Source organism: Methanimicrococcus blatticola, from assembly GCF_004363215.1.
Taxonomy (GTDB): Archaea; Halobacteriota; Methanosarcinia; order Methanosarcinales; family Methanosarcinaceae; genus Methanimicrococcus; species Methanimicrococcus blatticola.
Map to the genome: position 1 here is coordinate 145210 of NZ_SNYS01000008.1, position 14265 is coordinate 159474.

At 36.4% G+C, this 14265-nt stretch carries 14 protein-coding genes; 5 read left to right on the top strand and 9 right to left on the bottom strand.

Features of this window, described 5'->3' with window-relative positions; genetic code table 11:
- Positions 1-88: 88 nt before the first annotated feature.
- Both C7391_RS05165 and C7391_RS08305 read left to right on the top strand, forming a co-directional pair.
- Complete coding sequence (locus C7391_RS05165; RefSeq protein ID WP_133517484.1) at positions 89-700, top strand: ADP-ribosyltransferase; 612 nt, start codon at positions 89-91, stop codon at positions 698-700.
- Between the two features lie 4 nt (positions 701-704).
- Positions 705-860: a hypothetical protein gene (locus tag C7391_RS08305; protein WP_166627414.1), complete on the top strand. Its 156-nt coding sequence runs from the start codon at positions 705-707 to the stop codon at positions 858-860.
- Between the two features lie 4 nt (positions 861-864).
- On the opposite strand, the gene C7391_RS05170 is transcribed toward C7391_RS08305, so the two are convergent.
- The 8 genes from C7391_RS05170 to C7391_RS05205 form a co-directional block, all read right to left on the bottom strand.
- Positions 865-1182 (bottom strand): DUF167 domain-containing protein, encoded by a 318-nt coding sequence (locus tag C7391_RS05170; protein ID WP_133517485.1) that lies wholly within the window; start codon positions 1180-1182, stop codon positions 865-867.
- 12 nt (positions 1183-1194) lie between these two features.
- Entirely contained in the window at positions 1195-1482 is a 288-nt protein-coding gene (locus C7391_RS05175) for a YunC family protein (protein WP_133517486.1), read from the bottom strand.
- A gap of 14 nt (positions 1483-1496) precedes the next feature.
- Positions 1497-2405 carry a type II methionyl aminopeptidase gene (gene map / locus C7391_RS05180; protein WP_133517487.1) on the bottom strand — a complete coding sequence of 303 codons (909 nt, stop codon included), beginning with the start codon at positions 2403-2405 and terminating at the stop codon, positions 1497-1499.
- Between the two features lie 52 nt (positions 2406-2457).
- Entirely contained in the window at positions 2458-3690 is a 1233-nt protein-coding gene (locus tag C7391_RS05185; protein WP_133517488.1) for a M24 family metallopeptidase, read from the bottom strand.
- Between the two features lie 65 nt (positions 3691-3755).
- On the bottom strand, positions 3756-4427 hold the full coding sequence (locus tag C7391_RS05190; RefSeq protein ID WP_133517489.1) for an NAD(P)/FAD-dependent oxidoreductase: 672 nt from the start codon (positions 4425-4427) through the stop codon (positions 3756-3758).
- A gap of 89 nt (positions 4428-4516) precedes the next feature.
- A complete protein-coding gene (locus C7391_RS05195) occupies positions 4517-5500 on the bottom strand; it encodes a PDDEXK nuclease domain-containing protein (RefSeq protein WP_133517490.1) in 984 nt (327 codons plus the stop codon).
- A gap of 381 nt (positions 5501-5881) precedes the next feature.
- On the bottom strand, positions 5882-6940 hold the full coding sequence (locus C7391_RS05200; RefSeq protein ID WP_133517491.1) for a methyltransferase domain-containing protein: 1059 nt from the start codon (positions 6938-6940) through the stop codon (positions 5882-5884).
- A 32-nt stretch (positions 6941-6972) separates the two neighbouring features.
- Complete coding sequence (locus tag C7391_RS05205; protein ID WP_133517492.1) at positions 6973-8019, bottom strand: archaeosine biosynthesis radical SAM protein RaSEA; 1047 nt, start codon at positions 8017-8019, stop codon at positions 6973-6975.
- Between the two features lie 378 nt (positions 8020-8397).
- Between C7391_RS05205 and C7391_RS08310 the strand changes: the two genes are divergently transcribed.
- A complete protein-coding gene (locus C7391_RS08310; protein WP_166627415.1) occupies positions 8398-8535 on the top strand; it encodes a hypothetical protein in 138 nt (45 codons plus the stop codon).
- Between the two features lie 110 nt (positions 8536-8645).
- On the opposite strand, the gene guaA is transcribed toward C7391_RS08310, so the two are convergent.
- Positions 8646-9560, bottom strand: a complete 915-nt coding sequence (gene guaA, locus C7391_RS05210; RefSeq protein WP_133517493.1) for a glutamine-hydrolyzing GMP synthase — start codon at positions 9558-9560, stop codon at positions 8646-8648.
- 182 nt (positions 9561-9742) lie between these two features.
- Between guaA and C7391_RS08655 the strand changes: the two genes are divergently transcribed.
- On the top strand, positions 9743-10462 hold the full coding sequence (locus C7391_RS08655) for an A24 family peptidase (protein ID WP_223611010.1): 720 nt from the start codon (positions 9743-9745) through the stop codon (positions 10460-10462).
- 126 nt (positions 10463-10588) lie between these two features.
- Positions 10589-14263 carry a YobI family P-loop NTPase gene (locus C7391_RS05220; protein WP_133517495.1) on the top strand — a complete coding sequence of 1225 codons (3675 nt, stop codon included), beginning with the start codon at positions 10589-10591 and terminating at the stop codon, positions 14261-14263.
- The last annotated feature ends 2 nt before the right edge of the window (positions 14264-14265 follow it).

Sequence of the window (14265 nt, forward strand, 5' to 3'; positions counted from 1 at the left end):
GTTCATAGTGGAATGAATAGCCTATAAAAATGTATCTTTTTTCAAAAAACCATGGGAGTTTAAGTCCTTAGATTCGGGTCCAAGGATTATGAAAATCATAAGCTCTTCTTTTGTCCCCTATTATTTACGGTCGGATTTAACAGTCACTGAAATTGAAGCAATCGGATCATATCAAGATCTGTATCCGAATAATATTCAGAAAACGGATTGGGAATTTACGATTCCTTCTCATTGGAGAAATAAATCTTGGTGTTATGCAATCAATTCTTATTGCCGATTTCCTGAGTTTTCCAAAATATTGAATGAAAAAGAAAGACAATCAATTGAACAAAAAATACGATCTATTGATTCCGCTATTCAAAAAAGCCGAATTGAAAATGATTATTTCATTTTTAAAGGGTTTTATGAAACCGAAAAATTCAATACAAAAATATTCGGATCAAATTACGCAGATAAAGCGTTTGGAAGTTTTAGTTTGCGAATGGATCAGGCATTAAAATATACAAATCCTGTCAAACCGATCCTTTTCCAACTCTTTTTGGAAACCGGCTCAAACGCTCTTTTTATGGATTTTACAGAATGTGAGATCTTGATGCCTCGTTTTTCATCTTATAATATCAAAAACATCAGCGTTCAAACAGTCAAAACATTATCTTTAAATACGGATGTCACGATATGTTCTATTGAAGAGGTGAAGTAATTACATGAATCAGGAATCTTTTGAAGAAGTTTTTACTTACATCGGCCCGTCGACACCGCAATCTTCCGAAGAAGTCAAAAAATCCGAACGGATTCAAAAAATGGCTTTGGAAGATTTGGAAACTCGTATCAGACGTGCACGTTTAGGGCTTCCGTTCTGATTTTTCATTCTTTTAATTTTGATTCCAAAATCTTTTGAGCTTCCGCCAAAGAAACACCATCAATTCTGACCGTTTTCTTCGAACTTGTCATGCCGTTTTCAATCGAAACGCGGGACATTGAAATGTTAAACAACGCTGCCATTTCCTCAACAATCTGTTCATTCGCTTTGCCTTTTTGCGCCGCCTGCGTGATTTTCACTTCAATGCGTTTGCGCCATTCATTGTAGCCGCTCGGCACTTGAATGACTTTTGACCCCGGCGTCACTTCCAAGTCAATGAAAATGGCGCTGTCTTTTTCCCGCAAAGCATCTGTAAAAGGCATTTGTGATCGTTTTTAAAATTTCATCAGCGCGTCTTTTCCGGTCATACCAACCTTGACGCCTTTCTTTTCCGCTTCTTTCGTGACCGCAACCACCTCGGCTGCCATCATATCATCAAACGTTTTGACGCCTTTGACTTTTGCGGCGCAGGAAGAAAGCGTGTCAGCAGCATTAATATCCAAAAAACCGCACGCTAAAAATGATTTACCGGCCGCGCGGATAAGCAGAAACGGTGCCGGGTCCAATGAAATCGAATAAGCGTCAAATTCTTTTCCGTCAATATTCAGCTTTTCCGATCTCATTTTATTTCTCCTGTTCAAGCTCTTGTTGTTACTTCACAGCCGTCTTCCGTAACAATGACAGTGTGTTCTGCTTGTGAAACCAAGCCGCCGGAAACTTCCACCAAAACCGGATAGTCGGTCAAAATACCGTCTCTTTCCAGTTGAATCAGTGCCAAATCAATTTTGTCACCTTCAAGCCAGCGTTTTGCGAAAGGCAAACCGTTGTATTCTTGAATTTGGTTAAGCACTTTCCTGACAAACGGAATTCGAGTCGGTTTCAGTTTGATTTGAGAATAAATTTCTTTGATGTGGCCGTTATCTACAAATCCTTCCCCGTCGGTTGCAAACGGTTCAATCGCAATCGTGTCGCCGACGCGCAGTTCCGCACCGAAACCCGAGTGTTTAATGTTCGGGACAGACGGCTCGGCATGCGCTGTGTACTCGGCAAGCCCGTGCCCCATCAGATTCCGAATCGGATTGAAACCGAGGCCTGTAATCGTATCTTCAACCGCTGCGCCGATCTGTTGCGTTGTCGCGCCGGCTTTGACGGTGTCAATTGCCGCTTTGAGCGCTTCTTCGCTTGCTTTGACCAAATCAGCGTGTTTTCCGGAAAGGTCGATTGTCATCGCGCCATCGGCAATGTAGCCGTCAACGTGAACGCCGACATCGATCTTGACGACATCTTCACCGAAAATACGGACATCGTTTAAAAGCGGCGTGTCGTGGGCCGCTTCTTCATTCATTGAAATATTGACCGGGAAAGCCGAGCCGCCGCCGAGTTCAATAATTCTTTCATCAATCGTGCGCGCATATTCGTAAATATTCATGCCGACTTTGATGTTTTCGCGCGCCTCTTTCATAATCTGCTGATGAATTTTGCCGGCGGCGCGGTATTTATCCAGCACTTCTTCCGTGTTGATTTGATTCACTTCAAATTTTGACATAAATTGTAATTCCTGATTTAGATATTTTTAAAAGTCTTTCATTCTTTAAAAATCATATCTCAAAAATTTTCGGCATCGTATTCAGATTCCGGCATCCGTCTTTTGTAATCACAATCGTATCTTCAATCCGGATGCCGCCGATATCCGGATAATAAAGCCCCGGCTCAATCGTAATCACATTTCCCGGCTCCAAAACATGCGGATTGTCAGAAACAGACGGCATTTCATGAATGTCTAAACCAACCCCATGTCCTGTTGTGTGAATGAATCCGACTTTTGAGCCGCTTCTGTAAGTGTCATAGCCTGCCGCTTCCAAAGCGTCGCAGACAGCGTTGTGAACATCCGCACATGTCACGCCCGGCTTTGCCGTGTTAACGCCGATTTCCTGTGCTGATTTCACGGCATCGTACATGCGAATCAGTTCTTCAGACGCTTCGCCGTGAATCACGGTTCTTGTCATGTCTCCGAAATAACGGGTATATTTGTGCTGCGGGAAAATGTCAATCACAATCGGATGATTCGCGTAGAGCGCGCCGTACGTTTTGCCGTGCGGGTCTGCGCTGTCCGGACCGCAGGACACAATCGTTTCTTCATCGGCACAGTCGTTTTCCATCAAAACGCGGGCGATTTCAAGAAGAACCGTTTTGCCTGTCAATACTTGTCCGTTTAAAACCAGTTTTCCGCTTCCGGTGTCATCCGCGGTTGACCGACTGATCATTTCAATTGCCGCGGTCATTGCGGCTTCAGCGGCTTTTTGGGAGCGCGCGATTTTTTCAATTTCTTCCGAATTTTTGATTGTTCTTGATTTCACGAACGGAGATCTAATCAAAACAACGTCAATCCCTTCCTTTTGAAGCATATTGTAATAATATGCCGGTAAATCATAAGAAACGGCAACGGTTTGAATCTTTTTTTCAGTCAGCATCTCTTTTAAAACAAGCGTGTAAGCCAGGTTTGCATCTTTCTTTTCTTTGGCAATTTCGCGATAGTTGTAATCGGATGTTGTTTTGATTTTGTCAGCAGGAACACGTGATTCGATTTCCGCGCGTCTCTTTTCCATATCGGAAATCAAAAGCGTTTCATCCCCTTCCGCTGTCAGCAGGTAAGAAAACGGGTCGGATTCCAAAAAGCGCGTCGCGTAATAAATGTCGCTGTCATGGATTGCGCCGTGCATCAAATAAGCGTCGGCACCTGCCTCTTTTAACGCGACCGAGATATCTGTCGGGTTCGTTTTTATTCCTTTTTTATTTTCTTCGAGTTCTGAAATCTCTTCAAGAAGTGTCATGTTTTAAAAAAGGAAGCCTTTTGATATATATTTGTTTAAAATTAAAAATAAAAAAGAAGAGCAGGTTAAATACCCGCTTCTGTTTTAAAAGTGTCAATGCCGATTTCTTCAATCAATTTACCGAGTCTCTTTTTGGAGTTCTTCTCTTTGGCGTAATTGATGATTTTCTCGGTCAGCGCAAGCGCGTCATCTTCGGAAAGTCCTTCCGCGATCAAGTCACCGATGCGGGGCATTGCGCTCGCGCTGCCGCCAACATAGCATTTAAAGCCGTTATTGTCACCGACAAAGCCGATGTCGCGAACCGCAGACTCGGCGCAGGAAAACTGACATCCGGAAACGCCGATTTTCATCTTGGCGGGCAATTGAACGCCATGATATTTTTCATCCAATTTCAAGCCGAGACTCATCGAATCCTGTTTACCGCGCTTACAGAATGTCGTTCCGGGACAAACGCGAACGCTTCTGACACAAATGCCGATGGCAGAACCCGGTTTCATATTCAAATCCGCCCACGCGCTGTCAATGTCTTCTTCTTTCAGCCCGACCAAAACGATGCGCTGAGACGATGAAATCTTAATCGCCGCCAAATCATATTTTTCGGCAACATCTGCAATGTTTCTTAAAATCGCGGGTGTTAAAAGTCCTGCCGGCGTGTGCGGTGCAATCGCATATGTTTCGCCGTCGCGCTGAATGATCGCGCCCTTTTCCAAAATATCTGTTTTCTTTGTTTCTGTCATTGTAACCCTCTCTTTTCTTTCAATAATTAAGACACACTTAATCGTAAAAATTCCTACGTCGTTATTCATTAATTTTGTGCTTTATATATTTATTCAATTCCATTTTTCGCCAACAACTCCTTAAATTCATGTAATTTTCTTTTAAGCAATTTTTTATCAATCATTTGAAGTGTATATTTTGAAATCAGAGTCGGTGACATATTTCTGCTCATTGCGTATTCGACAACTTCTTCTTCTTTTGTCGCACAAAGAATAATTCCGATCGCAGGATTCTCATTAGGTTTTTTGTATTCTCTATCCAATGCTTCTAAATAAAAATTCATTTTCCCGAGAAATTCCGGCTGAAATTTACCTAATTTTAATTCAAAGGCAACGAGGCAGGAAAGTCCGCGATGGAAAAAAAGTAAATCAATATAAAAATCAGAATCGCCGACTTGAATCCGAAATTCTTCTCCGATGTACGAAAAGTCTTTTCCAATCTCTAAAATAAAATTTTTCATATTTTGGACAATCGCACTTTTTAGGTCTTTTTCGGAAAAAGAATCAGGTAAATCTAAAAAATCTAACACATAACTGTCTAAAATGATGTTGTTTTCCAATGCTAATGGTAAATTTAATTTCGGAGCAAGTAAGTATCTTTCAAAATAAGCATTTTCAATTTGGCGTTTTAATTCGCGTGATGAATACTTTTCAGAAACACAAAGCCGAATGTAAAATTCTTTTTCTTCGATATTTTTTGTACTTGACAAAATTAGTAAATGATTTGTCCAACTTATTTGCGTCAACATCGATTGTACAAATTCATTTTCTGAATATGTTTCATAAAACTGGAGCATCCGATAAAGATTTCTTCGTGTAAATCCCTTCATTTCGGGATATTTCTCCTCGATATATTTTGCAGTTTCATCAACAAATGTGCTTTTTTTCAAAGCATTTTCACTTTCTTCGCTCAAATATTTTCCAATATCCCAATAAAGCTGAACAAGCTCTGCGTTAACGCTTTTTAAAGCATTATGTCGAGCCCTTTCTATCATTTCAATTATTGTTTGTACATGACTACTGATATCTTTCATTTTGAAATGAAGGATTAGTCATTATATAGCCTTTTTTTAATCCATTTGTGTTTATTGTTATTGTTTTTATATGGATTGATGTCATCTAATTTGGTTTTATATTTTCTATAAATATCTTAAAAAAAGAATTTTTGTCAAAAAACAAGGTCGGTTTAATCATATGTTGAATTTGTGTCAGCAGTGACGACACTAGATTATTTCGGTTTTTTATTATTTTTCTTCCTACTGTTGTCGAATTCTTCCATGTTCTCTATAATTCTTAATCAAAAATTTAATATTTTCAAAAAACAAATGCAGTCAAATTATATATTGAATTTGTGTCAGCAGTGATGACACAAAATTCACCCATTTATTTTCGTCTTCACTGCATATTTTACAACTTCACTCGTCGTAAATCAATTCACAAAGAATTGCTTCTTTTTGTCCCGATTCTTTCTCTTTCAAAAACAAATGAACTTTTTTTGCGCCGTCAAGGTCTGCTTCCAATTGATTGCGGATGCCCCAATAATCCTGCGGGTCAATGCTTCCGCGAAGCGTCACTTTGCCGACATTGCTTTTCTTGAAAAATTCATTCATCTCAACATAATCATTTTCCGAATCAAACGGCATGGTTCGAAGAACAATGAAATTGTTTTTGTTCATCGGATTCACTGTCAGCAAATCTGCTGTCAGGAGCGTTCTTTTCTTATCAATCTTCATGACGCGGACGTGTCCGGCGGTTGCTTTGATCATGTCATCGACCAATTCGTTGAGAAGGCCTGCGGCAATGACTGCGGGATCCGGCTCAAACATGAAAAGCATCGGCTTTTCAGTGTCAACCATCGGCGGCAATTCAACAGGCGCGTCAACCATCGCGTTTCCATCAGGCAGCGAAACAGCAATTCTGTTGTATCTTTTAATCTTGCCGAAATAAAGGGTCAGACGGTTCAGTTGACCGTTCAGGGAAATATATTCTTTTTCACAATCGAAATCAATGCGCTCGGGAGGCATTTGAGGCGGCGCTTCAAACGCGAAGTTTTCCGTCTTCTCGGCGTATGCTTCCATCACCATCGGAATTCCCGGGCGCAGGCTGTCAACTTGCCGCATTTCCTCTTCCGGCGGGCGAGCGGGGTCGGAAAACACAATGTCGACTTTCGGAATCTGCGCAATTACTTCGGGATCCAGTGCGTCACCGCAAATGAAAGTGACATTTTCAAGACCGAATTTGGCGCAATTTTCTTTTGCGTATTCCAGCTTCTGCGCATCAATTTCAACGGCGTAAACATGTTTGCAGCGTTGTGCAAAGTAAATGGTCTGTCCGCCGATGCCGCAACTGATGTCGGCAATTGTGTTGCAGGTTAAGCGCGCTGCTCTGTATTTGGCAACGGGCTCCGGCGTTGCAAACCGTCTTCCTTCTTTGTCGGTTGACATTTTTTTCTCGAAAATCTTTTTTTGAGACATCTTCTCTTTCCTTTTAATAAATTAATAATCAATTATTCCAAAATCGGGGACCCGAATGTGACATCGTCTAACAGAAGTTCTTTTTCCCAAAGCAATTTACAGTCGCAATCGACGGTATCAAGTGTTTTGATATCTTGCGTGATTGAAAATTCGCGAAGCATGTCGGCGACATCTCTGCTGCATGTTTTGCAGTTTCGCGGTCCGCGTTTTGCGCCGGCGCCGACCGGGTCGGACATTAAATACAAATCCGGGTGTTTTGTTTTAGCTTCGCGCAGAATATTGACAATGCTCCAAAGCCACGGCGGGCGGAATTCTTTGTTCTCCCAGAGTTTTTCAACAAATGTGCCGTTTTGAACATTGCACAAATTGATAGAAACGGTTTCGGCATAAGGCGCGACATCATTAATGCTTTTTAAAATGTCTTCCATGGCTTCCCGCTCGGTTAAAAACGGCGGCTTGAGCATCAAATAAGCTTTTGTGAAAATGCCGTTTTGCTTTGCGATTTCAGCGGCTCTCTTGAAATGCGCGAATGAAAATCCTTTGTTGATTGATTCTTTTCGAATTCTGTCAGATGATGTTTCTAAACCGTAAGCGTATTCCAAAGGCTTGCCGTTCATGACGGATAAACAGTCTTTTGCGGCTTCATCCGTGACAAATTCGGGGCGCGTTTCGGCGAGAACGGCGACGATTCTTTCATCATCGGCCAGCTTTTTTAAGATTCGTTTTCGAACGTCTTTTGAAATTTCGCGTTCATCTAAGAAGCTTCCCGATGTGAAAATTTTCACCATGAGTTTTTCAAGTTTTCTTCTCTCAACCTGTTCCAACGCTTTGTCCAACTGCGCCATGAGGTCATCGTCTGCCGGCGTTCCGGTCGAGCTGTCATAAACGTAGCCGCACATCGTACAGCCGCCCTGTTTTCCCCAATAGCAGCCGGATGTTTGGAAAATAATTGTCATCACATCGACGACGTCGCCGCGCAGATTGTCTTTGCCGAACCAGAAAGCGGCCGGTTCATCGTAAGGTTTGGATTTGATTCGCTGGCGTTCGCGAATTTCAAGAACAGTTTGATTGAGAGACATGATTTTTCCTATCGTATCGAATTTGTACACTTCAAAAGAGAAACAGAGATAAAACGCTGTCGTTTTTCAATCATTTTTTAATCATCTTTCAATCATTTTTCAAGCCGTTATCAATTTCATGAAATGATACGAAATGAATTCGGGAGGGGATGCGCCAAGTTTAATTAAATGAGCAGGCAGCGATGCTCTAAATTGAAATATTTTCACTATGGGCGAACCTATTTATAGACACGAAGTCCTATTGATTATTACTCTTCTTTTTTTATAATATTTTTTGTGATAATAAATTACAAAGCAATCTTGGATTATAAAAAATGAGAGTCATGAATTATTTTTTGAATTCAATTAATTAAAAAAATGAAAAAGGAAGGTCAATTTATGTCAAAAAATAAATCCAAATCAACGAAATCCGTTAAGAAAGACATCAAAAAAACGGATGCTGCTATCAAAAGATTAAATGCGAAATTAAAAAGCATGAAGAAAAAAAGCGCAAAAATGAAAAAATCGCTTAAATGATTTTTATTCAAAATGATTTATGCTAAATGAAGTCATTTCATCTTGTTTAGCATAAATCCGTTCATTTTTATTTTTCAATTTTTTAAATATGAAGGCCGAATTTATTCGGCTTATTCAAATTCAATCGTTCCCGGCGGTTTGGGTGTCACGTCGTAAACAACACGGCAGGCGTCGGGGATTTCAGTTGTAATTCTTTCCTGAATCTTTTTCAAAATAGCATACGGAACTTCAAGCGGCTCGGCTGTGATGGCGTTGTCGGAATTCACGATTCTGACGGCAATAATCCAACCGTAAATGCGTTTTTCATCCTTTTGTCCTGTTCCCTTGCCGATAACGGCGGCAAGCGCTTGCCAGGGCTTGAGCGTTTCCATGACTTCTTCTTCAACGATGGCGTTGGCGGCACGGGCAGCGGCAACTTTTTCGCGGGTCGCTACGCCACAGGCACGAACGGAAAGTCCGGGTCCCGGGAAAGGCATTCTCTCGGAAAGCGCAACCGCAAGACCGAGCGCACGTCCGACTTCGCGGACATCATCTTTGTACAAATAATAAAGCGGTTCAATAACGCCTTTGAATTCCATTTTTTCAGGCATGCCGCCGACATTGTGGTGGGCTTTGATTCCTTTTTCGGATTCCAAGACGTCGGGATAAATCGTTCCCTGAATCAAGTAATCGGCATTGATTTTTTTGGCTTCTTCTTCAAAAACGCGAATAAATGTTTCGCCGACAGCTTTTCTTTTAAGCTCAGGATCCTCGATTCCTTTGACAGCTTCAAAGAAACGGTCGCTGGCATCAATGATTTTGAGATTCATATGGGAAAATGCTTCTTTAACTTGTTCAGGCTCTCCTTTTCTCATAAAACCGGTATCAATAAAAATCGGGAGGAGTCTGTCGCCAATCGCGCGGTAAGCAAGTTCGGCGCAAACTGAACTGTCAACGCCGCCAGAAAGAGCAATCAATGCCGTTCCGTCAATTTGCTCCTTCATCTTTTCAATTTCTGTTGTAATAAATTCCTGAACATTTTCCATTCTCAAAACTCCCTTTTATTTGATTCTTCTTTAATTTATGCTTTGTAGTTATAATCGTATCAAAAAGCTATTATATGAACGTTTTTGTAAATGTATTTTCGTTAAGGTTTTAAATAAAAATCCTTTCATTCGTTTTGAAAATATTTAAAAAAATTTATCTGCCGCCTCATTTTCATAAATCCATGAACTGCGCCGATATTTTATCATTCATCGACATTTTATCATTCATTGACATCTTATCGTTCTTTGACATCCCATCGTTCATTTTTATTCTGAAATCCGTTTTTCTTTTAATTCTTTTATGCGCGGCTTCTGTTTCTGATCTCCAAACAAAATCGGTTCCAAATCATTTGTGGCTCGTTAGTTTTTTAATTCTTTTCCCGCCGGTCGCCGTCGAAATACCCATTCTCGGCTTTTCACATCTTGGTGATATTTTAATTTCGACCGGCTTCTTTTTTTTATTTTCAATCCTTTGTTTTTCCCTTCATATTTTCGGCGGCGCGGATTGCAAAGCTTTTCTTTTAATTTCCTTTGCTTTTCCTTTCAAAATATCAAATTTATCTCAACCGCTTGATTTATTTTCATCCGTTCCGTTTGCCGTTTTGTTCAACGCTTTATTACTCTCGCTCATTTTTTTATTTTCTTTCTTTGTGTTTTATTTTTTCAAGAAAAGTCACTTTTTCAAAAAAAGAAATAGTTCAAAATCAAATGATTCAAAACAAAATAATTCAAAACCAAACACATCGGCAAAAAATATTTCAAAAAGAGAGATGATGATGTTTACCTTTCCGTTTTTGCCGTCGATTACGGGCGGATTTATTTTGGCTCTTTGCCGCGTCAACCTGTTCCATTTTCTTTTATTTATCTCAAATTTTCTCTCTTACTTATATTCTTTTCTTTGAATAAATTGGGAAACAAATTAACAACGGAATCATTTAATCAAATTATTCTCATGGTAAAATTAAATTTTCAAATAATTTCTGTGATTTTATAATATATTTATATTATGAACTTAATTAGATATTTTAATGTCTAAACGTAAATTCATTTTTCAAAAATTAACACCTATTGAATGTGACAATATTTCTGGTTATTCCGAAGCATTAGATTTTGTTTTTGCAAATGATGATTTGAAAAATATTGCAATAACAGGACCATATAGCTCTGGCAAAACAAGTGTTTTTGAAACTTATTCTAAAATGATGTCAAATTCTGATATTAATGAGCCACGTTCTTTTATGGAAAAACTTAAATCTAAATTTTTTAAAAAAACGCATAAACGTTTTTTATCTGTGTCTTTGGCTGAGTTTGATAATGTAAATTCTGAATTCAAACATTCTCCAATTGAAGTAAATGAATTGGAAGGGAAAATAATAAATCAATTACTGCATCAAATCGATTCAAAATCTGTATATCTTTCTGGCTTTAAGATCCGAAATGATAATTTTTCTTTTAAACATTTAGTTTTATGTTCTTTTCTTTTAGTCTCTTTTATTTTGTCCTCTTTATATTTGTTATCCTTTTTTAAATTAAGTTCCAATCCTGATTCTTTTATATTTAATTTTTTGATAAAGGATTGGGTTTTTGGTTTAATTCTTATTCTGTTTTTAATTGACTTGTTCTTGATTGTTTATTATTTTCTTCGTCTACAAAATGAAAAAGCTATATTAAAATCTATTAAAATACAAGAGCATGAGATTAGCTTATTTGATAGTGAAAATGATATGTATTTTGATAAATATTTAGATGAAATTCTTTATCTTATTAAACGATCAAATGCGGATTTCATCGTTTTTGAAGATCTAGACCGGTTCCATAATAACCTCATCTTTGTAAAGTTAAGGGAGATCAATCAGCTATTGAATAAGAAAGACGATAGAGTTGTACGTTTTTTTTATCTTTTACAGGATAGCATGTTCCTCTCAAAAGAAAAGACCAAGTTTTTTGATTTCATTATCCCAATTGTTCCAATAATCGATAATTCAAATTCCTACAATTATTTAATCGCTAAATTAAGTGATAATAATTTGCTTGAAAGTTTTGATATTTCTTTTTTACAAAAAATTTCTTTATACGTAGATGATATGCGAATTTTGAATAATGTTTTAAATGAATTTCTAATTTATGATTCCCGAATTCGTTCCTCTGATCAAGATATAAATAAGTTATTTTCCCTTGTGTTTTTTAAAAATCTATTTTCACAGGATTTCAGTGATTTACAATTAAACAGAGGGTATGTTTTCAGTGTTTTAAATCAAAAAGAAGATTTGATTTCTTTTGTTCTTGATAACATAGATGTCCATATTAAAGATAATCAAAAATTAATCCAAGAAATGGAGAATGAATTCTTGAATGATGTTATTGAGCTTGATACTTTATATCTCAACATAAATCCTCCAAGTTCACAAAGTTCACAATATAGTACTCGCCTTGAATTTGTGAAGAAAATTAATTCTGATGAAGCATTACAAAAGCAGTACGCTTCTGAGTTTGAAAAAATAAAATCTAATCCTGAATATATTTCTCGAAGGGTTATATTGGAAAAAAAGAGTAATAATGGCATTAATAAATTAAAGGAAGAAAATTCCAAGCTAAATCTTGATAAAGAAAAAATGAAAACTAAAAACTTAAGTGAATTAGTAAATGAAGGGTATGGGCAAATAAATTTTAATTTTGGATATGAATCCATTGAAAACGATCCTTATTTCCCCTTAATTCGTTATTTAATTTGGAATGGTTATATTGACGAAACTTATCATGATTATATTAGTTATTTCTCTGAACCTACTAATCCAGATCTTGACGATTTTGTTTTATTCAGGGAAGATAAAATATTCTTGCGCAGCGTTTTAGACCATAAACCGCTTGATTTCACTTTCAGTTTAAAAAATGTAAATTCTATTGTTCAAAGCCTTAATGATATTGATTTCGGTGTTGAAGCTATTTTAAATTTTAATTTATTAAGTTATTTGCTAGAAAACAATTCTGCTTATTTAACCAATTTTATTCACTATTTGGAAAAAGAAAGAAGATATGATTTTATTTGGGATTTTATTCAGCATAAGAAAACTAATAACCATGAAAATATTACGATTTTTATTAACGCTTTGAATGAAAAATGGACTACTCTCATATTTGATTATACGGGAGATGTATCAAATTTTAATATGAAAGAGTATCTATTAATTTCGTTTTCCATTTCATCAATAAACACAATAATTGATATGAATAAAAATGCCTGTATCAATGATTTTGTTATTTCAGATCCATTTTTCTTGGAAATAGAAGTACCGGATGTAGATAATTTATTAAATGTGTTTACTAATTTGAATATTAAATTTGATCAAGTAGATGCTTCTCTTTTTAATTCAGAATTATTTGATTCAATTTATTCCCGAAGTATGTATGTACTTAATACACATATGATTTTTTTAATTATTGAACATAAGTATAACTCACATCTTTCTCCCAGTTTTGAATCGTTATATACACTTATTCTTTCTGAGCCCGAACAACCATTAAATACATACATTTCCAAAAATATGAACATTTTTATGAATTTAATCCTTTCAAATTCTAGTGTGTTTTTAGATGGACAAAATGAAGCAGTACAAATACTTAATAGTAGAATCTCAATTGACATTAAGTTAGATTATGCTGAGAAATTAAAAACACAATTATCAGATTTAATCTCGATTAATTCTGATGTATGGATTTTCTTGATTCAGAATGATAAAATCTCATTTTCGCTAAAAAATATTTTTGTCTATTTTAATAAATTTAGATATTCTGAAGATTTAATTAATTTTATTAATAGAAATACAACTCAAATTATTGACAATTTGGATTCTAAAAATGATGATTTGACAATCTTTTTTAATGAGACTGTTATTTGTGACTCTCTTCTTTATGATAAATATCTCATGATTTTAAATTCTATAGGTCTCAGTATTTCCGATATGCCTAGCGTTTTATCAAAATCTATTTCAAATGACAAAGTCGAGTTCCTTATCAACTCTCACAAAATAGTTATGAATGCCATTAATCTTCAACAAATTCGAACTAAATACCCCTCATTTAAGAATGCTTTTATTATGAATGATATCAGTAATTATGTGAAAATCTGCACTGAATCAAAAAATTTGTTAAATCAGGTTGAATTATTAGATCTTCTTAAATTAGTTAAAAATAAAACAGATATCAAAAAATTGGTCGATTTGTCCTCGGGACCTATTACAATATCAAATATAAATTATTCAGACTATGCCATCCTTTGTATCCTTAAATCTAAATTTAATTCTTCTGATTTGAATACTCTTCATGCTAAATATGACACTTCTTCTAAGGAATTAAAAGATGAAATTGTTAGTATTTATGTTCAAGAAATTAATTATGTCATCCAAAATAAATTAGCATTACCGTTTGATATGCTTATTGAAATATTCTCTTCTCCTATTTTAAATACTGAAAGTAAAAATAATCTTTTTATTGCAGAATTAAATCATTTTAAAGAGCAACAGCAAATTACTTCAATATTTGATATATTGCAACTTCATGAGTTTAATGAAATCTTTATATCTCCTATTCAATGTTCAAACACAGATTTTAATACCCAAATATTGACAAATTTTAAAAATCGAAGTTGGATTAAATTTGAACTATTACCTGACGGTAACTACAAAGTTTCACCAATAAATTCTTGAAG